General features: G+C 62.0%; 17 protein-coding genes. 7 read left to right on the forward strand and 10 right to left on the reverse strand.

Annotation, left to right across the window (positions count from 1 at the left end; all coding sequences use genetic code 11):
- The first annotated feature begins 89 nt into the window (after positions 1-89).
- The 3 genes from ACOX7T_RS08045 to ACOX7T_RS08055 are packed head-to-tail and all read left to right on the forward strand — an operon-like array spanning position 90 to position 4,170.
- Positions 90-2,540 (forward strand): glycoside hydrolase family 3 C-terminal domain-containing protein, encoded by a 2,451-nt coding sequence (locus ACOX7T_RS08045; RefSeq protein WP_433441603.1) that lies wholly within the window; start codon positions 90-92, stop codon positions 2,538-2,540.
- A 1-nt stretch (position 2,541) separates the two neighbouring features.
- Entirely contained in the window at positions 2,542-3,120 is a 579-nt protein-coding gene (locus ACOX7T_RS08050; RefSeq protein WP_006571409.1) for a hypothetical protein, read from the forward strand.
- A 24-nt stretch (positions 3,121-3,144) separates the two neighbouring features.
- On the forward strand, positions 3,145-4,170 hold the full coding sequence (locus ACOX7T_RS08055) for a LacI family DNA-binding transcriptional regulator (RefSeq protein WP_433441605.1): 1,026 nt from the start codon (positions 3,145-3,147) through the stop codon (positions 4,168-4,170).
- A gap of 49 nt (positions 4,171-4,219) precedes the next feature.
- On the opposite strand, the gene ACOX7T_RS08060 is transcribed toward ACOX7T_RS08055, so the two are convergent.
- The 4 genes from ACOX7T_RS08060 to mltG are packed head-to-tail and all read right to left on the reverse strand — an operon-like array spanning position 4,220 to position 8,077.
- Positions 4,220-5,350 (reverse strand): acyltransferase, encoded by a 1,131-nt coding sequence (locus ACOX7T_RS08060; protein ID WP_433441607.1) that lies wholly within the window; start codon positions 5,348-5,350, stop codon positions 4,220-4,222.
- 32 nt (positions 5,351-5,382) lie between these two features.
- Positions 5,383-5,634, reverse strand: coding sequence for a hypothetical protein (locus ACOX7T_RS08065; RefSeq protein WP_006571412.1), 252 nt, complete (start codon positions 5,632-5,634; stop codon positions 5,383-5,385).
- Positions 5,635-5,646: 12 nt separating this feature from the next.
- A complete protein-coding gene (locus tag ACOX7T_RS08070) occupies positions 5,647-6,864 on the reverse strand; it encodes a peptidase U32 family protein (protein ID WP_433441609.1) in 1,218 nt (405 codons plus the stop codon).
- Positions 6,857-8,077: an endolytic transglycosylase MltG gene (mltG, locus tag ACOX7T_RS08075; protein WP_433441611.1), complete on the reverse strand. Its 1,221-nt coding sequence runs from the start codon at positions 8,075-8,077 to the stop codon at positions 6,857-6,859. The genes ACOX7T_RS08070 and mltG overlap by 8 nt, the downstream gene beginning before the upstream one ends.
- Positions 8,078-8,221: 144 nt before the next feature.
- Here mltG and ACOX7T_RS08080 point away from each other — a divergent pair, with 144 nt between their 5' ends.
- Positions 8,222-8,380 carry a hypothetical protein gene (locus tag ACOX7T_RS08080; RefSeq protein WP_433441613.1) on the forward strand — a complete coding sequence of 53 codons (159 nt, stop codon included), beginning with the start codon at positions 8,222-8,224 and terminating at the stop codon, positions 8,378-8,380.
- Between the two features lie 60 nt (positions 8,381-8,440).
- Here ACOX7T_RS08080 and ACOX7T_RS08085 read toward each other — a convergent pair whose 3' ends face one another.
- The 4 genes from ACOX7T_RS08085 to ACOX7T_RS08100 form a co-directional block, all read right to left on the reverse strand.
- Complete coding sequence (locus tag ACOX7T_RS08085; RefSeq protein WP_433441615.1) at positions 8,441-9,016, reverse strand: 5-formyltetrahydrofolate cyclo-ligase; 576 nt, start codon at positions 9,014-9,016, stop codon at positions 8,441-8,443.
- Positions 8,994-9,542: a DJ-1 family glyoxalase III gene (locus ACOX7T_RS08090; protein ID WP_433441617.1), complete on the reverse strand. Its 549-nt coding sequence runs from the start codon at positions 9,540-9,542 to the stop codon at positions 8,994-8,996. Before ACOX7T_RS08090 ends, ACOX7T_RS08085 begins: the two co-directional genes overlap by 23 nt.
- Before the next feature lie 70 nt (positions 9,543-9,612).
- Complete coding sequence (locus tag ACOX7T_RS08095; protein WP_433441619.1) at positions 9,613-10,287, reverse strand: dTMP kinase; 675 nt, start codon at positions 10,285-10,287, stop codon at positions 9,613-9,615.
- A gap of 9 nt (positions 10,288-10,296) precedes the next feature.
- A complete protein-coding gene (locus ACOX7T_RS08100; RefSeq protein ID WP_433441621.1) occupies positions 10,297-11,019 on the reverse strand; it encodes a WecB/TagA/CpsF family glycosyltransferase in 723 nt (240 codons plus the stop codon).
- 219 nt (positions 11,020-11,238) lie between these two features.
- Between ACOX7T_RS08100 and ACOX7T_RS08105 the strand changes: the two genes are divergently transcribed.
- The 3 genes from ACOX7T_RS08105 to ACOX7T_RS08115 all read left to right on the forward strand — a co-directional run bounded on the left by ACOX7T_RS08105 (position 11,239) and on the right by ACOX7T_RS08115 (position 14,140).
- The gene (locus ACOX7T_RS08105) at positions 11,239-12,300 is read left to right on the forward strand and encodes an ABC transporter substrate-binding protein (protein WP_433441623.1); all 1,062 of its coding nucleotides are present in this window, start codon (positions 11,239-11,241) and stop codon (positions 12,298-12,300) included.
- Between the two features lie 108 nt (positions 12,301-12,408).
- A complete protein-coding gene (locus ACOX7T_RS08110) occupies positions 12,409-13,353 on the forward strand; it encodes an ABC transporter permease (RefSeq protein ID WP_433441625.1) in 945 nt (314 codons plus the stop codon).
- Positions 13,346-14,140, forward strand: a complete 795-nt coding sequence (locus tag ACOX7T_RS08115; RefSeq protein ID WP_148316943.1) for an ABC transporter ATP-binding protein — start codon at positions 13,346-13,348, stop codon at positions 14,138-14,140. The genes ACOX7T_RS08110 and ACOX7T_RS08115 overlap by 8 nt, the downstream gene beginning before the upstream one ends.
- Positions 14,141-14,208: 68 nt before the next feature.
- On the opposite strand, the gene ACOX7T_RS08120 is transcribed toward ACOX7T_RS08115, so the two are convergent.
- On the reverse strand, positions 14,209-20,001 hold the full coding sequence (locus tag ACOX7T_RS08120; protein ID WP_433441627.1) for an S-layer homology domain-containing protein: 5,793 nt from the start codon (positions 19,999-20,001) through the stop codon (positions 14,209-14,211).
- Positions 20,002-20,463: 462 nt separating this feature from the next.
- Positions 20,464-21,114, reverse strand: coding sequence for a DUF1638 domain-containing protein (locus tag ACOX7T_RS08125; RefSeq protein WP_433441629.1), 651 nt, complete (start codon positions 21,112-21,114; stop codon positions 20,464-20,466).
- Between the last annotated feature and the right edge of the window lie 18 nt (positions 21,115-21,132).

Raw genomic sequence — 21,132 nt, forward strand, 5'->3', positions numbered from 1 at the left:
TCTTTCTGCTATACTGTGCACAAAGGTCGTGTTCGAGCACAGGACAGCGACAGCAGGGGACAATTGTTCCGGAAAAGGAGTGTAAGGGATTGAAATACGCGGATCTGATAGCGAAAATGACCCTTGAAGAGAAGTGCAGCCTGTTGAGCGGCGAGGGCAACTTCACCACCAAGAGCGTGAAGCGGCTGAACATCCCCGGGATGTTCCTGTCCGACGGCCCTCACGGGCTGCGGAAGCAGGCGGGCGCGGCGGACCATCTGGGACTGAACGCCTCCCTGCCTGCCACCTGCTGCCCCACGGCAGCCACCATGGCCAACTCCTGGGACCCTGAGCTGGGCGAGGAGCTGGGCAAGATGCTGGGTGAAGAGGCCAAGGCCCAGGGCGTCAGCGTGCTGCTGGGCCCCGGTCTGAACATGAAGCGCTCCCCCCTGTGCGGGCGCAACTTTGAGTATTTCTCCGAGGACCCCTATCTGGCGGGCAAGATGGCCGCGGCCTACATCCGCGGCATCCAGAGCCAGGGCGTGGCGGCCTGCCCCAAGCACTTCGCCGCCAACAGCCAGGAGACCCTGCGCATGCACTCGGACAGCGTGGTAGACCAGCGTACCTTCCGGGAAATCTACCTGACCGGCTTTGAAATTGCCGTGAAGGAGGGCCACCCCCAGTCCATCATGTCCGCCTACAACCGCATCAACGGCAAGTACGCCAACGAGGACAAGGAGCTGCTGCGGGACATTCTGGTGGACCAGTGGGGCTTTGACGGCTTCGTGGTCACCGACTGGGGCGGAAGCAATGACCGGGCTGAGGGGCTCAAGTGCGGCAACTCCCTGGAGATGCCCGCCACCGGCGGCAACAGCGACCGGGAGCTGGTGGCTGCGGTCAAAGCCGGTACTCTGTCCGAGGACGTGATTGACCAGCGGCTGGACGAGTACCTGAACGTGCTCTTCGCCACCGTCATCCCCGAAGACGCCCCCAAGGAGTTCGACGTGGACGCCCACCACGCCACCGCCCGCAAGGCCGCTGAGAGCACCATCGTGCTGCTCAAGAACGAGGACAGCATCCTGCCCCTGAAGGCGGGCACCTCTGTGGCCGTCATCGGCGACTTTGCCCAGACGCCCCGCTACCAGGGCGCCGGCTCCAGCATGGTCAACCCCACCAAGCTGGATTGTGCCCTCTCCGTCATCAAGGCGGACAGCGGCCTGAAGCTGGTGGGCTTTGAGCCCGGCTTTATCCGTCACGGCGGTGCCGACGAGGCCAAGAAGAATGCCGCCGTGGAGCTGGCCAAGAACGCCGAAATCGTGCTGATGTACATGGGCCTGGACGAGATCAGCGAGTCCGAGGGCCTGGACCGGAAGCACATGAAGATCCATCAGAACCAGGTGGACGTGCTGGAGGCCGTAGCCAAGGTCAACCCCAACGTGGTTGTGGTCCTGTCCGGCGGCGCCCCCATCGAGGCCCCCTGGCTGGACAGCTGCAAGGCTGTGGTCCACGGCTACCTGGGCGGCCAGGCCGGCGCCGGCGCCGTGGTGGATGTGCTCACCGGCAAGGTCAATCCCTCCGGCAAGCTGGCTGAGACCTGGGCCATGAAGTACGAGGACACCCCCGCCTACCGCCACTTCCCCGGCACTGAGGCTACCGCCGAGTACCGGGAGGGCTTGTACATCGGCTACCGCTACTATCAGACCGCTCAGGTGCCCGTCCGCTTCCCCTTCGGCTACGGCCTGAGCTACACCACCTTCGCCTACGCCGACCTGCGGGCCGACGACAAGTCCGTCACCTTCACCGTCACCAACACCGGCAGCATCCCCGGCGCGGAGATCGCCCAGGTGTACGTCTCCCGCAAGGGCGGCGTGGTGTTCCGTCCCGAGCAGGAGCTCAAGGGCTTTGTGAAGGTGTTCCTCAACCCCGGCGAGTGCAAGACCGTCACCGTGGAGCTGGACGACAAGGCCTTCCGGTACTTCAATGTAAAGACCGGAAAGTTCGAGGTAGAGAGCGGCGACTACGAGGTCCGTGTGGGCGCCTCCTGTGCCGACATCCGCCTCACCGCCACTGTGGCGGTGCAGGGCACCGACGCCCCCGCCCCCTACGACCTCAGCAAGCTGCCCAGCTACTGCTCCGGCAAGGTCAGCGACGTGGGCGACGCCGAGTTTGAGTACCTGCTGGGCCGTCCCATCCCCCCCGCCAAGTGGGACCGCTCCGCGCCTCTGGGCATGAACGACACCTTCTCCCAGCTCTTCTACGCCAAGCGCTGGGTTGGCCGTCTGGTCTACGCCATCCTCACCCACCTGAAGAACAAGGCTGAGGCCAAGGGCACGCCCGACCTGAACATCCTCTTCATCTACAACATGCCCTTCCGTGGTGTGGCCAAGATGATGGGCGGCGCCTTCGACATGGACATGTCCGCCGCGCTGGTGGAGATTTTCAACGGCCACTTCTTCAAGGGTGTGGGCCACCTGCTCTCCGCCCGTTCCCGGATGAACAAGGCTAAGAAAGAGACCGACCTGGCCCTGGCTCAGGCTGGCAATGTGAAAGGAGAAAACTGATATGGCTACCGAAAAGACGCAGACCGGCCTGGTCGGCTGGTGGAATCATTTCGCCGGAAACCACCCCAAGGCCGCCAAGTGGATCCGTGAGGGCGGACTGTTCGTCATCGTCAGCAACCTGGTGACGGTGCTCAAGTACTTCATCCTCCAGTTCCTGCCCCTGGCCTTCCAGAGCCTGTCCAATGTGGACTTCGGCTGGCCGGGCATCCCGGTGACCCTGTTCGGCGAGACCTTCCAGTGGAACATCTTCGGCTATGACGCCGCCCACGGCGGCCTGGGCTACTTCTGTGCCTATATGATCGCCATGGCCATCGGCGAGATCATCAACTTCCCCATCCAGCGCAACTTCGTCTTCCGCAGCAAGGGCAACCTGGCCTGGCAGATCGCCTGGTACATCGTGGCCTTCATCATCATCAACTGCATCGTCAACTCCATCAACTGCGTGTGGGTGGCCGTCGCCGGCATGTTCGTGCCCGACTTCATCTACAACATCGGCACCGTGGTGCTCAACGGCGGTATCTCCATGGTCATTTTCTTCTTCGTCAACAAGGTTATTTTCCCTGAGGCCAAGCAGGCCTGAGAAGCGTAAGGGGAGGTCACGGTTATGGTCACCATAAAGGACATCGCCAAGCGCGCCGGGGTCTCCCGGGGCACGGTGGACCGGGTGCTCAACAATCGGCCCGGCGTCAACCCGGAGACAGAGGCCAGGGTGCGCTCCCTCATCGAGGAGATGGGCTACCGGCCCAATATGGCCGGTCAGATGCTGGCAGTCAAGAAGCGGAAGCTCCGCCTTGCCTTCCTCATCTTCCACGGGCCGGAGTTTGTGTTCCACCTGGACATCCTCCACGCCGCCCGGGACAAGGCCGCTGAGCTGCGGGAATTCGGCGTGACGGTGGATTTCTACCTCATCCGTCAGCTGGACACGCCCTATCTGGAGCGTCTCTTCCGCGAGGTTGAGGAGAGCCACCCCGACGGCATCGCCGCCCTGCCCCTGCGTACCACCTCCTTTATGGCCTTTATCCAGCGCATGAACGCCAAGGGCGTCCCTACCGTGTTCTTCAATCTGGACGAGGATTTTGTACCCCACCTGGCCTATGTGGGCTGCGACTATGTCCACTCCGGCCGTGTGGCGGCCGGCCTGGTGTCCCTGTGCACGGGAGGCCGCGGACTGGTGGGCATCGCCGCAGCCGACGGCCCCAACTCCCCCAGCTTTGCCGGGCGGATGGGCGGCTTCTCCCAGGAGCTCTCCGCTACCTACCCCGGCCTCACCATGGTGGACGGCGGTATGCCCGCCCTGTTCCGCGACGGTGAGTTTACCGAAGTGGTGGACATGGTGGAGCATAACCCCGACATGAAGGCGATCTATATCGTCAACATGGGAGACTACGGCGTATGTCAGGAGATTCACCGGGCCGCCCGGGGCCGCAATCTGTCGGTTATCACCCACGACCTGGCTCCCGCCCAGCAGGAGCTGCTGAAAAACGGCCTCATCTCCGCCACCATTGTCCAGCAGCCCGACATTCAGGGCTCCATGCCCCTCCAGATGCTCTATGACTATCTGGCCTTCGGCACCGTCCCCAAAACCAAGCTCTTCACCGATCTGCATATCTGCATCAGCCAGAGCATGTAAGAAACAAAAAACAGCACCGGATAACAATCCGGTGCTGTTTTTTATTCGTCTATTGAGGTGGAAGCCGCTTTCCCCCGGCCTTTCTGTGCCGTAACCGCAGCAGCGCAAAGACATTGCTCTCCCGGCAGGCATCCCGGAAGCGCTGTCCTGTGGCCAGGAAGCACAGCCCCGGCACGCTGGATACCAGCACCACGCCCAGAACACAGCCCACCAGAGACAGCAGCCACACCGCCAGCTGGCCGGGCACGGTCAGACCGCCGCCCAGCAGCTTCTGCAGCAGCTCAATGGCCATGGGATGGGCCAGGTACACGCCGAAGGAACAGGCGGACAGCAGGATTGCCACCCGTCCGCTTCTCCTGCCACGGAACAGATCCCGGAACAAAAGGAACAGCGAGGCGGAGAGCGCCATGGTAAAGATGCCCCGGTAGGTGGCAAACTGCTGGCCGTAGGTGCCGGTCACCAGGAAGACAATCCAGGTGCCCAGAGTGATCACCGCCCAGCTGCCCAGCACGGCCGCCAGCAGCACCCGCCGGGATGGCGGCTTCTCCAGCCCTTCCAGCCAGGCGCCCAGCAGGAAGTAACCCAGATACCCCTCCAGCACGCTCACATTCAGCGTCTGGTTCTCCCGCAGCAGGGCGTACCAGGGGTCGGGCAGAAAGCCGCTGAGCTGATTCAGGCCCAAGGTCACCACCACCCACAGCCCCAGCAGATACCGCCAGTGCCGCTCCTCCATGTGGTCGGTCAGCCGCTTGAGCAGCGGCGAGAGGAGATACATGGGGATCAGGGCGTAAAGGAACCAGTAGGGCGTGATGACCGAGATGGCCGGCAGGTTCACCAGCTTCAGCAGCGCGATTTCCCCGCCCTGGGTCAGCCATACCCCGGCAATCACCAGCAGGGACCAGCAAAGCCCCGGCACAGCCACCCGGGGCAGCCTGCGTCGAAGCAGATAGACCGGGTCGTCGGTCTTCTCCGACCCCAGCAGCAGGGCACCGGAGAGCATGAAGAACAGCGGCACCGCCGCCACGCCCAGAGAACAGAGCAGATTGGACAGGTGCCACAGGACCATGTCCTCCGACTGCCGCAGCCCGTTGGCGGCGGTGTGGAGGTAGACCACGGCGGCCATGGAGGCCACCCGGAGCAGGTCGAAGTCCAGCCGCCGGACGTGTTTTTGCTTGCTCAAGGGGCGTTCAGCCTCCTTCTCTCCCAACGGGCTCAGCCCTTCAGGCCGTTCTCCTGGCGCTCCATGTTCTCCACCACAATGTCGTGGATGTCGCCCTTGGAGGCGCAGTACTCCAGCACCTTCCAGGGGGTGTTGGTGTGGAAGTGAATCTTAATGAGATCCTCGTCGCCGAAGGCCAGCAGGCAGTCGCCCTCAATGTTCTGGGCGATGTAGTCGTGAATCTCCTCCTCGGAGAGATCCTCTCCGGCGATAAGGAGCTGGGTGTCGAACTTATACTCCAGCATGGAACTTCCTCCTTATTCTCCCGACGCCTGCCGACGCAGCAGAGACAGAGGCGGCACGGCACGGGGCAGCTTCATAATCAGCTTCATCTGGGGCTTGCGGGCCTCAGTGAGGGGCAGTCCATCGCCGTCGGTCATGGCGGAGACGGTGAACCGCTCCGGACGCACGTCCGGCCCCACCAGCTCCAGCTCCCCCCCCACGGCGAACTTGTTGCGCAGGGAGAGCACGGCGGTGCCGTCGCTCTGGCAGGACTCCACCAGGGCGCACACCTGCCAGTCCCGGATGTACCGGGCGTCCTCGGTGAACTGGCCGGGCTGGCCGTAGTAGAAGCCGGTGGAGTAGTGCCGGTGGCTGATGTGCTCCACCTCGTCCCGCCACACCGGGTCCAAAGGCTCACCCGCCAGGGCGGCGTCCACCGCGTGGCGGTAGGCACCCGCCACAATGGCGGCGTAATAGGCGCTCTTGGCCCGGCCCTCGATCTTGAAGCTGTCCACACCCGCCTCTATCAGCTCAGGGATATGGTCAATCATGCACATGTCCCGTGAGTTCATGATGTAGGTGCCCTTCTCGTCCTCGTAGACCGGGAAATACTCCCCGGGCCGCTTCTCCTCCATCAGGGCGTACTTGTACCGGCAGGGCTGGGCGCAGGCGCCCCGGTTGGAGTCCCGGCCCGTCATGTAGTTGGACAGCAGGCAGCGGCCCGAATAGGACACGCACATGGCCCCGTGGACAAAGGCCTCAATCTCCAGGTCCTTGGGGGTCTTGGCCCGAATCTCACGGATCTCGTCCATGGACAGCTCCCGGGCCAGGATGACCCGGTTGGCCCCCAGGTCATACCAGGCGGAGGCGGTCTGGTAGTTGACGATGCTGGCCTGGGTGGAGATATGGATCTGGACGTGGGGAGCGTGGCGCTTCACCAGAGCCAGGGAGCCCACATCGGCCACGATGACCGCGTTCACCCTGAGCGCGTCCAGGTACTCCAGCCACTCGGGCAGTCTGGCCACCTCGTCGTTGCGGGGCATGGTGTTGCAGGTGATATTGACGGCCACACCGTGGGCCTTGCACAGGCCCACGGCGTCCTTCAGCTCCTCAGGGGTGAAATTGCCCGCAAAGGAACGCATGCCGAACATGGTTCCCGCCAGATAGACGGCGTCCGCCCCGTAGGCCACCGCCATCTTCAGCCGCTCCATATCCCCGGCGGGACAGAGCAGCTCCGGTCTCTTCTTATCCATTCTGATACAGCTCCTGGCTGGCCTTGAAACTGGTCAGGCCGCTATAAGATTTGAAGAAGTGGTGCTCACCGTCATCGCCCAGGGCGTAGAAGTAGTAGCCGTTGCCCGAGGGGTTCATGGCGGCACGCAGGGAGGCCTGGCCGGGGCTGGCGATGGGTCCGGCAGGCAGGCCGGTGTACTTGTAGGTGTTGTAGGGGCTGTCGATGGCCAGATCCTCCGCCGTCAGCTTCTCCTTCCGCTCGGGGAGGATATACTGGATGGTGGCGTCGATGTTCAGATAACCCGCTGTCTCCGAAGTGGGGTTATAAAGGCGGTTGTAGATAACATCGGCGATGTCGGTCTGGTCATTGCCGGTGGTCTCCTTCTCGATCATGGAGGCGATGGTGACGATGTCGTGGATGCTCTGGCCGTTGGCCGCAGCCTCCTCGCGCATCTCTTCGGTAAAGACCTCGTCAAAGCGGAGGATCATCTTGTTCAGCGCCTGCACCGGGTCCATATTCTGGTAGAAGATATAGGTATCCGGGAACAGGTAGCCCTCCAGACGGGTGGCGTCACCCAGAGGAATCACGTCCTTGAGGAAGGAGAACTTGAAATCGTAGTTTGCCGCGGTATCAGTCAGCTCCTCCACCGTGGCCACGCCGTTCTGCTCCAGAATCTCAAAGATCTGCTTCAGTGTGGAGCCCTCGGGGATGACCACCGTCACCTCGGTGCGGGCAGAGGACTTGGCGCTGAGATTGCGGATGATGGCGCTGTAATCCATGGTGGTGCTGAGGGTGTAGGTGCCCGATGTCATCTTCTCACTGCCGTTTGTAAAGCTGCAGAAGAGCTTGAAGAGCCACTTGTACTCAATAATGTCGTTCTGCTTCAGCTGGTCGGCCACATAGCCCACGTCGGCACGGGAGACGGTGACCGTCTCCCCCTCCTCGTTGGTCTCCTCGGTATAGGTAAAGATATCATCGGGCAGGGTGATGGTAGCGGTGACCTCCGCCTTGTTCAGCGCCAGCACATCGCCGGCCCAGATCCAGCCCAGGCCTGCCAGCAGCGCGGACACGCCGATGACCAGCACCACATAGAGCAGCGCGCCCCAGGCCCTCAGACGGCGGCGACGGCGGCGCGGCGGCTGCTGTCCGCCCTCTCTCCTGGGCGCTGCACTGCCGCCGTCCCGCTGGGGCTGACGGCGGGGTGCCTCCCGCTTTCCTTCGTAGTGAGACATTGCTTCAACTCCTATCCATTGCAAAAGAAAAAAATCAAATGTCCTCCTGTCACCACAGATTAGCGCCCCACATAGTATGGGTCGTGAAGGGAACGGAGGCCTCCGGCCCCCGGTTCCTCAGAATAATGTGAGGTGAATATCTACATGTGCTGTGGTAACAACGGTATGGGCAACAACGGCTGTCTCTGGATCATCCTGATCATCATCCTTCTGTGCTGCTGCTGCGGCGGCAGCTGGGGCGGCAGCTCCTGCGGCGGCTGCAACAACAACTGCGGCTGCAACGACGGCTGCGGCTGCTGCTGAGCACCCTCTCCCGCCGGACAGCGGCAAAGGGCGGGCCCTTCGGGGCCCGTCTTTTCCGCTTCAGCACCGGACAGGCTCTCCGTCGGTTATCACCAGGCTCACCGGCCGGTCATGCTCCTCCCGCGGAACGGCCTCCCGGAGCACGGCCCGGCGGCACAGGCCCACAGTGGTACCCGCATACCCCGCCAGATAGCGATCATAGTATCCCCCGCCGTGGCCCAGACGATAACCCAGGCCATCAAAGCACAGTCCGGGCACCAGGATCAGGTCGATCTTCTCCCGGGGAACCAGCGTACAGTCCTCTCCCGGCTCCAGCATACCGTACCGGTGCCGGATGAGGGTGCTCTCCCGGGTGACCAGGCGGGCCTCCAGCCCGTGCCCGGGCAGGCAGCGGGGCAGCAGGACCTGCTGCCCCCGGTCCAGAAGCGCGGGAATCAGCCGGGCCGTATCAGGCTCGGTGCCCATACCGTAAAACAGCAGAACGGTCTCCGCCGCTGCCAGCTGGGGCAGCGCCAGAAAGCGGCGGAACAGCGCTCCGTCGCTCTCCTCCCGCTCCGCCGGGGTCATGGCGGACAGCCGGGCGCGCACCACCCGGCGAAGCGCCGCCTTTTCCTCAGTGATGGAAGTGGACGGCATTGCGCACCCGCTCCATGGCCTCCCGGCCGCAGGCGGCCTCCACCAGGCGCAGGCCGAACTCAAAGGCGGAGCCGGCCGCCTCGCCGGTGATGATGCGGCCGTCGGTCACCACCTGGGCTCCCTTCTGCACCACGGCGGAGCCCATCTCATCCTCCATGCCGGGGTAGCACACCGCCTTGCGGCGATCCAGACAGCCCTCCCGGGCCAGGATGGTGGGTGCGGCGCAGATGGCGCACAGCCAGCAGCCCCGGTCGTAGGCCTTCTGAATGAGTGCCAGAGCGAACTGGTTCTTCTGGATGGCCTCCACGCCGCCCAGGCCGCCGGGGAGCACCAGCATCTCCATATCCTCGGGGTCATGGGCATCATCCATGCTGATATCTGCCTTTACGGTCACGCCGTGGCCGCCTGTGACCTCCAGGCCATCCACGCCCACCAGCGTCACCTTGGCGCCGGCCCGGCGAAGCAGGTCCAGAGGAACCAGTGCCTCAGACTCTTCAAAGCCGTTGCCCAGCAGAATATAGATCATGTTCATTTCCTCCTGTTTTTCCAGGGCTGAGCCGCCCCGGTGTATTGACCAGTGGTGTTCTTTCTCCCGTTCAGAGCAGATTCTGAGCGGTTATGATATCCCAGATTTCCCGGTGAATATCCTCAATGGACCGGACAGCACCTGTACCGTCCACACAGGAGACCCGGCGCCAGCCCAGAAGTCCGGCGGCGGCCAGGGCGGTGCGGCGGCATTTGGCCAGATACTCCGTATCCACCTCGTGGATATCACCCTTGGTGTGGGTGGCCTTCTCCCGGGCGCGGAGCATCTCCACCGCCTTGTCGGTGGGCATGTCCAGGTAAATCACCAGATCGGGGGCGGGCAGCCCCAGCTTGCCGCACTCAAAGTCAAAGAGCCAGCGGATAAAATCCTCCCACTCCGCCTCGGGCAGCTTGCAGGTCTGGTGCACCGCGTTAGAGGTGGTATACCGGTCGGACAGGACCAGCCCGCCGTTCTGATAATAGCTGCCCCAGTCCTTTTTCCAGGCGGCGTACCGGTCCACCGCATAAAAGGTGGACGCGGCATAGGGGTTCACGTCGTCGGGATGGGTGCCGAATTCCCCGTTCAGGTACATACGCAGCAGGGCGGACGAGGGCTCCTTGTACTGGGGAAAGATGAGCCGCCGGAAGGAGGTTCCCTCCTGCTCCAGCCGCTCACACAGCCTGGCGAACTGGGTGGACTTGCCCGACCCGTCGGTCCCTTCAAATACAATCAGCTTGCCGGACATCCGTCTGCCTCACTTTCCCCGCAGCCGGGCGCCGGCGGCGTCCACCAGCACCAGGGGCAGCTTGGCCATGCGGCCGATGCGCTTGGGCTCCTTGAGCAGCCGGTAGAGCCACTCCATGCCCATCTTCTGCCACTTCTCCGGAGCCCGCTCCACAGCGCCGGCAAACACGTCCAGGGAGCCGCCCAGGCCCACCATCAGCCGTGCGCCGGTGGACGGACCGTACTCGGCCATCCACAGCTCCTGCTTGGGCGCACCCAGGCAGACAAAGACCACATCTGCGTGGGACTCCTGAATGGCCCGGATCACCGGCCGGGGGTCCTGGAAGTAGCCGTCATGGGTGCCGCACACCATCAGGCCGGGATACTGCTTCTGCAGGTTGGCCGCAGCGGTCTCGGCAATGCCGGGCTTGGCGCCCAGCAGGAACAGCCGCTCCCCGGACTGGGCCATCCGGCCCAGCAGTCCGGCGGCAAAGTCAATGCCGGGCACCCGGCCCTTCAGCGGCCGGCCCAGAATGGCCGCAGCCTTCACCACGCCGATACCGTCAGCCAGTACCAGATCCGCCCCGTTGAGCACGGCGCGGAATTTCTCGTTCTTCTTGGCCATCAGCAGGAACTCCGGGTTGGGGGTCACCGCGTAGGCAAACTTCTCTCCGGCGGCCAGTCCGGCCCCTCGCTCAATGGCTTCCTCCGGCGTCAGATTATCAATCCCGACGCCCAGTACATCAATTCTCAATGCAATGCCTCCACACGAGATAGATTCCGTTCAATCATATCACACACATGCTGAAAAGTCTATGACAAAGCCGTGAACAACCCTTCGCTTTCCAAAAATTAAGGATTGACAATTCCTGTCGCCCTCATTATAATAGACGCAACAACAGCCGGAAGGCTTTTTTTTTACACCCAGTTTCTTTAACACCTAAAAGCGCTAAAGCATTTGGAGGAGGATACCATGAAAACACTGTCCAAGCTGACCGCTCTGGCCATGGCCGCCGCCATGACCCTCTCCCTGACCGCCTGTACCGTGGGCGGCAACACCGGCGGGAATCCCCAGACTTCCACCAATCCCTCCGCGTCCCAGCCTCAGGAGAGCTCCCCCGCTCCCTCCGGGTCCCAGTCCACGGAGAAGGACTCCTATGTGGTGGGTATCTGCCAGCTGGCGCCCCACGACGCTCTGGACGCCGCTACTCAGGGCTTCAAGGATGCCATCACCGCCGCGCTGGGTGACGCCGTCGAATTCAAAGAGGGTAACGCCGGCGGCGAGAGCAACAACTGCGCCACCATCATCGACGGCTTCCTGGCGGATAATGTGGACCTGATTCTGGCCAATGCCACCGCCTCCCTCCAGGCCGCCGCCTCCGCCACCGACACGGTGCCCGTGCTGGGTACTGCCGTCACCAACTACGGCGTGGCACTGGACCTGGACTCCACCGAGGACGGCGTGCTGGGCGGCAACATCTCCGGCACCTCCGACCTGGCTCCGCTGGACCAGCAGGCCGACCTGCTGGAGGAGCTCTTCCCTGCCTCTGAGTATCCCAACGTGGGCCTGGTCTACTGCTCCGCCGAGCCCAACTCCATCTTCCAGGTGGAGACCATTCAGGGCTACCTGGAGGAGAAGGGCTACACCTGCGCCCAGTATGCCTTCACCGACGTCAACGACCTGTCCTCTGTCACCCAGACCGCCTGTGACAACTCCGACGTCATCTACATCCCCACCGACAACACTGCCGCCAACAACGCCGAGACCATCGCCAACGTGGTCATCCCCGCCGGAGTGCCCGTCATCGCCGGCGAGTCCGGCATCTGCTCCGGCTGCGGCGTGGCCACCCTGTCCATCGACTACTATGAGCTGGGCCAGATCACCGGCGAGATGGCCGTGAAGATTCTCACCGGCGAAGAGAGCGTGTCCGAGATGGCTATCTCCTATGACACCACCCTCACCAAGATGTACAACGAGGTCAACTGCCAGGCCCTGGGCATCACCCCGCCCGAGGGCTATGAGCCCATCGCCTGAGCCTGAGGCTCACCTGCCACTGCCCGGCGGCGGGAGCGGAATCCTCCGCTCCCGCTGCTGTGCGCTTTTCCCAGCTCATTAAATTTCTAGTTTTTAGGAGGAACCGAGATGGATTTCCTGCTCTCCTTTCTCAACTCCATGCCGGGTGCCCTGGGACAGGGCCTGATATGGGGTATTATGGCCATCGGTGTGTACATTACATACCGGATTCTGGATGTGGCCGACCTGACGGTGGACGGCTCCCTGGCCACCGGCGGCGCCATGTGCGCCCTGGGCATCTCCCTGGGCTGGAACCCCTGGGTGGCCCTGGTGGCCGCCATTCTGGCCGGCATGCTGGCCGGTCTGGTCACCGGACTGCTCCACACCCTCTGCGGCATTCCCGCCATTCTGGCCGGCATTCTCACCCAGCTGGCCCTTTACTCCATCAACCTGCGCATCATGGCCGTTGGCTCCGGCCTGACCACCAAGGCCACCCTTTCCGTCAGCGTGGACAAGTATCCCCTCATGCTCTCCTCCCGCTATATCCGCGACCTGTCGGCCTCCAACCCCTTTATCCTTCTGGTGCCCCTGGTGCTCATCGTCATCGCCCTGCTCTACTGGTTCTTCGGCACTGAGCTGGGCTCCTCTCTCCGGGCCACCGGCGCCAACCAGAACATGGCCCGTGCCCAGGGCATCAACACCAACTGGACCAAGGTGCTGGGCCTGGTGGTGTCCAACGGACTGGTGGCCTTCTCCGGCGCCCTGCTCTCCCAGTACCAGGGCAGCGCCACTGTGGATATGGGCCGCGGCGCCATCGTCATCGGCCTGGCCGCCGTCATCATCGGCGAGGTGCTGCTGGGCAAGGTGTTCCGCAACTTCGCCCTCAAGCTGCTCTCCGCCGTCATCGGCGCCATCATCTACTACATCGTCATCACCCTGGTGCTCCGGCTGGGTCTGGAGACCACCGACCTGAAGCTGCTCACCGCCCTGGTGGTGGCCGTGTTCCTCACCATCCCCCACTGGAAGGGTAAATTCGCCAAGACCGGCAAGAAGGGAGATGCCGCCCATGCTTGAGCTTCAGAACATCTACAAGACCTTCAACGCCGGCACCATCAATGAAAAGCGCGCCCTCAACGGCGTGTCCCTCACCCTGAAGGAGGGTGACTTTGTCACCGTCATCGGCGGCAACGGCGCCGGCAAGTCCACACTGCTCAACGCGGTGGCCGGTGTCTGGCCAGTGGACCGGGGCAGCATCCTCATCGACGGCGTGGACGTGACCCGGCTGCCCGAGCACAAGCGGGCCAAATACATCGGCCGGGTATTCCAGGACCCCATGACCGGCACCGCCGCCACCATGCAGATTGAGGAGAATCTGGCTCTGGCCAAGCGTCGGGGTCAGAAGCGCACCCTCCGCCCCGGCATCACCCGCGCCGAGCGTGAGGAGTACCGGGAGCTGCTTAAAATTCTGGACCTGGGCCTGGAGGACCGGCTCACCTCCAAGGTGGGCCTGCTCTCCGGCGGACAGCGCCAGGCCCTTACCCTGCTGATGGCCAGCCTGGTCAAGCCCAAGCTCCTGCTTCTGGACGAGCACACCGCCGCCCTGGACCCCAAGACTGCCGCCAAGGTGCTCACCGCCACCGAGCACATTGTCCAGCGGGACAATCTGACCACCCTGATGATCACCCACAACATGCGTGACGCCATTGCTCACGGCAACCGGCTGATCATGATGTACGAGGGCCGGGTGGCCCTGGACATCTCGGGCGAGGAGAAGAAGCGCCTCACGGTGGAGGACCTGCTGGCCAAGTTCGGCCAGGCCACCGGCTCCGACGAGGCCGACGACAAGCTGCTGCTCTCCTGACAGGACTTGAAACATCAATAGTGAAGCCGAGGGCCGTGCTCTGATGAGCGCGGCCCTCGGCTGTTGTTTTATTTGTTTGTCCAGCGCTGGAGTATCACTGCGGCCTCAGCCCGCGTGGCAGTACCCTGAGGATTGAGCTTTCCGCCGGGCGTACCGGTGAGGATACCTTCCTTCACTGCCCACGCCATGGCGTCAGCTGCCCAACTGGAGATGTCTCCGCTGTCGCTGAAGTTCAGTTCAGACTGGGCCGCTGTGCCGCCCGTATACCGGTACAGCATGACCGCAATCTGCTCCCGGGTTACCGCAGCATCGGGGTTGGTGCCGTCAGACACGCCCTCAGCCACGGCCCAGGCCTGGGCCTTCTCATACCAGCTGCTTCCGCCTTCGGTGTCCACGCCGTCCATTCGGGCCAGGATGGTCCACATGGTTGCCCGGGTCACAGTGCCGTAAGGCTGGAACAGATTGCCGCCGGTACCCTGCATCAGGCCGGCCTCCACCATTGCGTCCACTGCCTCCTCATACCAGCTGCCCGGCTCCACGTCGTCAAAGCCGGTGATGCTCTCGCCGGTACGTTCAAAGACAGCCTTTACGGTGACAGCAGCATAGGGCATGGTAAACACGCCGTCGCTGACCGGAATTTCCTTGCCCGCGGCTGTGGTTACCGTGACAGAGGACAGGGCATAGCCCTCCTCCGCCTCTGCAGTGATAGTCACCTTCTGCCCATGGTAGGCAAATCTGCGGGAAACTTTTACTGTGCCGTGTTCCGTCTCCGCAATCCGTACAGCGTAGACGGCCGGGCCGGTGGGTTCCTCAGCCGCTGCCCTGATCTCCTCTGTTACGCTGTTCAGCGCCTCCGCCCCCGCAGTAATCTCCTCCTGCGTGGCGGGATGCTCCGCCTCTGCCAGAATGTCATAGGCCTCTTGAAGTGCGGCCACAAGAACCTCTTCCGCATTCTCGGGATAGTTCTTGCCGTCAGTGCCGGCGCGGACGGCTGCCAGCAGCGCTTCGGCCTGGCTGATGCTCTCCTTCAGCGTGGAGAAGTCCACAGCAGGATAAGACTCACCCATGGTGCGGAACACAACGCAGTTCAGCGCACAGTTGAATTTGGGCCCCAGCGCGGTCAGCCTGAGGTCGTGGCTGCCTGCCTCGGAGAACTCCACCTCGCCCAGAGGGTAATAGGTGTACCACTCACCGGTATCGCCGAAGTCGATGGTGGTCAGCTTCTCGCCGTCCAGAGTGATGTCATAGGGACCATAGCCGTAAACGCTGTCCTTTTTGGCGCCCAGTTCCACGGCATACCGTCCGGCAGGCAACTGCAGACCGCCCAGCTGGAGCCAGGCCCCCACTTCGGTGGGCTTGAACAGCACTACCGCGGTGTCTTTGTCAAAGTATCCCTTGAGCTGTTCCGACACTTCCGTCCCCATGGAGGTGGTCAGGTTATCGCTGAGGCCATAGCCGTCATCGATCTCCTTCTCAAATTCGAACACCAGCTTCTCCGAAGAGATCTCCTCCAGCTGGAGCTGGCACTCGCCCCGCAGCGTCCGGTCCTGGAGTTCAGTCTCTGCCCAGACGGTGACAGTGCCGGGCCGCTTGGCCAGCAGCAGGCCGTCCTCAGACACAGTGGCCAGGGTCAGGTCACTGACGCCATAGCGGAACACTGTGCCGGCCGGCACGTCCTGTTCAGAACCATCTCCCATAATAAACTTTGTGACCTGAATCAGAGTGGTCTCGCCGGTCAGGACCTGAGATGCGTCCGCCTCCAGCATAAGGGACGCAGGCAGGGGCGCGCCCACAGTGACCGTACACGTTGCGGTGGCATCCGAACCCTTACAGGATGCGGTCAGTTCCACCACGGCGCCCTGCTTCAGCGCCAGGAGCATACCGTTATCCAGCACTCTGACCGCCTCGGGGTCGGCGCTGGTCCAGACCACATTGCGGTTGGTGGCGTTTTCGGGGAGCACCTGTGCCACGGGGATCTGGAAGGTCTCGCCGGCGGGGGCCGTGACAGCCTCGCTCTCCAGCACAATCTGCTCCACAGGGACAAAGCCCTCGCCGGTGATCACGGCGGAGGCACTGCGCCGGAACAGACCGTAGCCATAGGAGAACTCCGCCTCAGCATAGTCGCTGTCAGCCGTCCAGGTGCCGCTGAAGGTCAGCGCGTCCACGCCGTCCTCCGTAAGCCGGAGGGTACCGGTCTCGCCGGTGAGCAGGTCGGTTACATCGATGTCCACAAACTCCTGCTTCTCGTAGTCCAGATTGTTGGGCGCCCACAGCGTGATATTCACACTGCGGCCGTCAGCGGTGGGCTGGGCCTCAATCCGGATCTCGTCCGCCGCGGAATAGGCAATGGAGGAGTTCCATGCCGTGTTGTAGGTCACCCAGCCCTCCTTATAGCCGCCCGGGGTGTCCGGGTTGTAGGGGTAGGCCCATTCCTTCGGCGAAGCATCGATGCGGCCGCGTACAATGGCCAGTACGCCGGAGCCCATCCGCAGGTCCCGCTCCATCCAGCCCAGGTCGGTGCCTTCAATCTCCTGCTCGTGACCCGGGATGATGAGGTCGGTATTTCGATCCTTGTAGTCGGGGGTTCCGTCCTCCTGCACAGTGCGGGTGCAGCTGAAGAAGTAGGTCCTGCCGTAGGGATTACGGCCGAACATGTTGTCAATGGCGGCGATACCCAGCTCACGCAGGCGCGCCTGGGTTTCCGGTTCATGGTCCAGCACCCGGGCCGCCGCCAGCGCGGCCGCCTGGAAGCCCGAGGTATTGCCGGGCTCGTTCAGGGTGTTGTTGTCAAAGGCGTGGACCTCCTGCTGGTCAAAGGCGGAGCCGGTCCAGTAGTCCCGGTTGTCGCCCGCAGCCACAGAGGCCGCCATGCGCACGTCCCACAGGTTGCCCGAGCGGGCAATCATCTTCTCCGCCCAGTTCTCAATGGCGGGGAGCAGTTCCTCAGGCGCCCGATCGGGATACATCTCCTGGAACCACGCCATATTTTCCATAACGATGTGCTCATTCATGCGCTGGCCCTTGCTGTACTGAGGGTCGTCAATGGGGAAGTGCTCCAGCACATAGGCACAGTTGTTGTAGGCCGCGTCAAAGAAGCGCTCCGCGTCCATGGCCTGCAGGGTGTCGGTCACCAGTTCGGGGTCCTGCATGTCCCGGTTGACAATCTCATACATCAGCAGGTTGGGCACGATGGAGTGTCCGGGCGGGAAGCCGCCCTTCAGGTTACCCACCACGGTCTGGGTCTCGAAGAGGTTGTGCTTCTCACCGGCCACCTGGTGGAACTGGAGGGAACAGCGGCTCTCATCCCACTCGTCCAGGAGGAAGTCGCGGTACTTGATATAATCTTCTTTACTCATCCACTGACTGATCTGGGGGTAGATATACAGCACATAGGCCATCTGCTCCTTGATCATGCCGTGGAGGTAGATAGGACCGGGCTTGTTGTTGCCCCATGGATTGTTCTCGCCCAGCGAGACCTCCGGCGGGCGGTGGGGACGGTCGGGAATGGGATCCACGTCGCCGTTGAAGCGGATGTCGTAGTAGCGCTCCATGCCGAACTGCATCAGCCAGACGATGTTGGGCTCGTCCTGCACCCGCAGGTCCTCAAACATGCAGTCCTCGGCTCTCCACACGTCGTAAGGCAGATTATTGTAATAAGAGGGATTGGACATGTACTGCAGCACAAGGGATGGCAGCTCATAGCTGAACTGATGGCTGTCCCGCCAGCCGATCTGCAGCCAGCCGGGGTCGGTGCCGTAATCGCTGCGGGTCTGCTCCATAAAATCGGTGGCGGAGGGCAGGGACACCCGCTGCATCCAGTTCTTCGCGATCATAAAGGGGAAGGACACGGCTGTACCGCACTCCAGATAGCACTCAGTGGGGATATCGGGGTTGAATTCGCTGAAGTCGATGATGCCGCCCTCCACCGAACGCACCTCGCCCTTGCTGGAGGTGTTGTCGTAGAGCGTTCCGCTCCAGGGCATGTACTCCACGGTACCCTGGTACAGTACCTCTTTGGTGGTGCTGTCCTTCAGGTAAAACGCAGAGCCCTCGGGCACATTGACTACCGTAGCACGCTTGGGCTTGCCGTAGTCAAAGCCGGTCTGATTGACCAGGATGGCAGGCTCTGTGGAGCCGCCGCCGCCGGGGGTCGATGTAGGATCAGCCGGTGTTCTGGTCCGCACCAGCTTGACGCCGCCGGCATAGAGGGTCTTGTCCTCCTGTCCCGCAGCTGCGCTGAGGGCAATCTCAGTGGAGGTGTTGCCCACCACGGTGATGACAGCCAGCTTCACCCACCCGTCTCCGGCGGACTGGTCCAGCTCTTTGATCCACATACCGCCGCCGGTCTGAATGGTGTAGCGGGCCAGCGCTCCATTGGTGTTTCCGGCAGGATGCCATACCCACACCTCGTAGTTTCCTGTCTCGCCGGAGGGAATCCCCATATCGGGGTTCTCATAGCGGGAGAAGATGGCAGAGGCACCCGCTTCCACGCTTACACGGCCTCCATGGCCGTCAGGCCCGGCCAAGGCCGCTTCTGCGTTGGTCCAGAGCCCGGCGTCCAGCTCATTGTATCCGGACTCCCCGCCGGTGTAGATAAACTGCTCCTCCCCGTCCAGAGGCGGGAGGAACTGGACATAGTCGATCACCAGTGCGCCATTGGTGCTGCCTTCGTGCATGCCGTCAGCCTGGAAGGTGATCTCGTTGAGGCCCTCCTTCAGCGCGCAGTCACCCACCGTAATCGCTTTGGGGGCGTTCTGTGTGTCATAGCCGTCGAAGGTGCCCACTTCCTGGCCGTTGAGCAGGATCTTGAAGCGGCCCCGGTTTCCGTCGGTCTTAGTGCCGACAATCAGCGTGGCCTGCTCCTCCGCCCAGGGGCTGCGGAACAGCAAGGTCTCATTGATTGGCTCCCTAACCTGGTTGACATATCCTTTTCCATTGGCTGTGCCGGACACATTCATAATGTTCGTGCTGAGCGTTCCGGTATCGGCATCGGCCATGGCGCTCTCTTCCACCCAGAGACCGTCCGCTTTGTCCGGCACCGGAAGGAAGGCCGCTTCAGCTGCTACATCGCTCTGGACATTGGTCACGTTGTATACCGCCGGAGAACCCTCGGGTACCCGCAGTACGCCGTTGATCTCCGCCGTATCCAGCCAGTAGCCCTCATCAGGAGTGAAGGTCAGCTCCACCTCACCGCCTGCCGGTACTCTGCTCTCAGGTACGGAAGTAATCGCTCCGTGCTCCCCGGCGGACAGTGTGATTGCAAAGTCCTCAGGCGCCTGTGCAGGTACCAGACGGAGATAGTCCACAATCAGTCCATTGGCAGTGCCTACTGCATCCGGATTTTTCCCTGTGCAGTCAAATCGGAACACGTTCTCCTCCGTGTCCGCCGGAATGGTGATGGTACCGACGGTCCACTCCATCACAGCGCCGGTTGCGGCATAGCCGTCCACCGTGCCCACCTTGGCGCCGTTGAAGCTGACGTCATAGATACCCCGGTTATTGGAGGTTTTGCTTCCGATGCAGAGGGTATAGGTACCGGCAGTGATGGCGCTCTTGAGCGAGAGCTCCACCCACATTCCGTCGCTGTCTGGCTGGAACATGAATGCCTTGCCGCCGCTGGCCCCTCCAACTTCGCGGAACTCACAGACCTTATACTTCTGATCCGCGTCGGTGAGGTTTGTTTCCTTGATGGAGAGCGCTTCCTCCGCCTCCAGCCTGATTTCTGCCTCAGAAACCTCTTCCGTTAGGACAGGTATGCTGTCATCCTGAACTGCCCCGGCTGACAGGCCTCCGTTCAGGCAGGAGAATGACATGGCGAGGGCCAGCAGACCGCTCAAAACTCGTTTTCTTCTTGCCAACATGGAGATAAATCCTCCCTTCCTTCTTCCGATAACATCTGAATCTGAATACCTGCTTTACCAATCAGCACGGGGCGTGTTTTTGTTCAAGCGTATTCCAAACCCTTCTTCCCATTTTGTCCGGACACCCCGTCTGCTGTAATATCCGCCTCCTTTTCTGTTTTTCATAATTTTTTGTTTATTTTTAGTTCATTTTTGTTCATCTTGATTGTATCAGAGCGGATATGGGTGCGCCTTAATTATTCTGGCAAAAGTCTGGATTATTCCGCATTCAGATTTTTCAAAATTCGGCTTTTAGAAGCTCAGGCGTTTTCATTTATATCGATATATCACTGTTCTCAGCACTTATCCGCGCAGTTATGCCCATTAAAAAATGGAAGTAATACGGCCTCCGCCGTATTACTTCCATTTATCTCGCCATATGAAGTTCTGTCTTATCGCCAAACTGCAATGCTTATTCTCTCTTCATACGGAAAAGGCCGCCTGCTCCAGCACCTGCCCCTTCTCCGCCACGATAAACTGGTGGTCCCACTGTCCGGAGACCAGCTTTTCCAGCAGCAGATTGCTGCCGTCCACATAGGTGAGAGGGCAATTTACCAGCGCCGCCTGCCGCTTCGCCTTCTCCAGATAGGACTCTGAGCGGCAGGGATAGGCGCCGGTGTCGATGATATCCACGCTCTTGTAGTTGGCAAACCACATATCAAAAATGTCGCCGCCGTCCTCCTCGCCGTACTCTTCTGTCAGGCGCCGGTGCATGTTTTCAATGGACAGACGGCCCTCCAGGGTGTCGGTCAGGTAAAAATGGCCGCACTCCTTCAGGTTGGGGCGCCAAGTCTGATCCTTATGCAGCAGCAGCGTGATGCAGTCATCCACCTTCGGGATAACGGTCCGCCGGGGGAAGGGACGGCCTGACACCGATCCGCCGCACAGACCCATGGCCAGCAGCACCGTATCCACCTGAGCGGGCAGCCCTGCTATGGCCTCAAACACCGCTTCGTTCATCTTTTCAGGCTGGGCATGAAGTCTGCTGTCCAGCAGGAGCACCTCATAGTGGGTGCCCATCTTCTCCTGCGCCGCCTCCACATGGAGCTGAAGGGTATCGCAGGCCACAATCATCCTTTCGATTTTCTCCGC

It is taken from the genome of Pseudoflavonifractor sp. (assembly GCF_050943825.1).
In the GTDB taxonomy this organism is placed as follows: Bacteria; Bacillota; Clostridia; order Oscillospirales; family Oscillospiraceae; genus Pseudoflavonifractor.

Coding starts and splice junctions, on each gene's coding strand:
- ACOX7T_RS08120 (WP_433441627.1), bottom strand. CDS start 20,001: ATGTTGGCAAGAAGAAAACGAGTTTTGAGCGGTCTGCTGGCCCTCGCC.
- ACOX7T_RS08125 (WP_433441629.1), bottom strand. CDS start 21,114: ATGATTGTGGCCTGCGATACCCTTCAGCTCCATGTGGAGGCGGCGCAG.
- ACOX7T_RS08110 (WP_433441625.1), top strand. CDS start 12,409: ATGGATTTCCTGCTCTCCTTTCTCAACTCCATGCCGGGTGCCCTGGGA.
- ACOX7T_RS08065 (WP_006571412.1), bottom strand. CDS start 5,634: ATGCTGGAGTATAAGTTCGACACCCAGCTCCTTATCGCCGGAGAGGAT.
- ACOX7T_RS08080 (WP_433441613.1), top strand. CDS start 8,222: ATGTGCTGTGGTAACAACGGTATGGGCAACAACGGCTGTCTCTGGATC.
- ACOX7T_RS08095 (WP_433441619.1), bottom strand. CDS start 10,287: ATGTCCGGCAAGCTGATTGTATTTGAAGGGACCGACGGGTCGGGCAAG.
- ACOX7T_RS08085 (WP_433441615.1), bottom strand. CDS start 9,016: ATGCCGTCCACTTCCATCACTGAGGAAAAGGCGGCGCTTCGCCGGGTG.
- ACOX7T_RS08070 (WP_433441609.1), bottom strand. CDS start 6,864: ATGGATAAGAAGAGACCGGAGCTGCTCTGTCCCGCCGGGGATATGGAG.
- mltG (WP_433441611.1), bottom strand. CDS start 8,077: ATGTCTCACTACGAAGGAAAGCGGGAGGCACCCCGCCGTCAGCCCCAG.
- ACOX7T_RS08105 (WP_433441623.1), top strand. CDS start 11,239: ATGAAAACACTGTCCAAGCTGACCGCTCTGGCCATGGCCGCCGCCATG.
- ACOX7T_RS08055 (WP_433441605.1), top strand. CDS start 3,145: ATGGTCACCATAAAGGACATCGCCAAGCGCGCCGGGGTCTCCCGGGGC.
- ACOX7T_RS08090 (WP_433441617.1), bottom strand. CDS start 9,542: ATGATCTATATTCTGCTGGGCAACGGCTTTGAAGAGTCTGAGGCACTG.
- ACOX7T_RS08115 (WP_148316943.1), top strand. CDS start 13,346: ATGCTTGAGCTTCAGAACATCTACAAGACCTTCAACGCCGGCACCATC.
- ACOX7T_RS08050 (WP_006571409.1), top strand. CDS start 2,542: ATGGCTACCGAAAAGACGCAGACCGGCCTGGTCGGCTGGTGGAATCAT.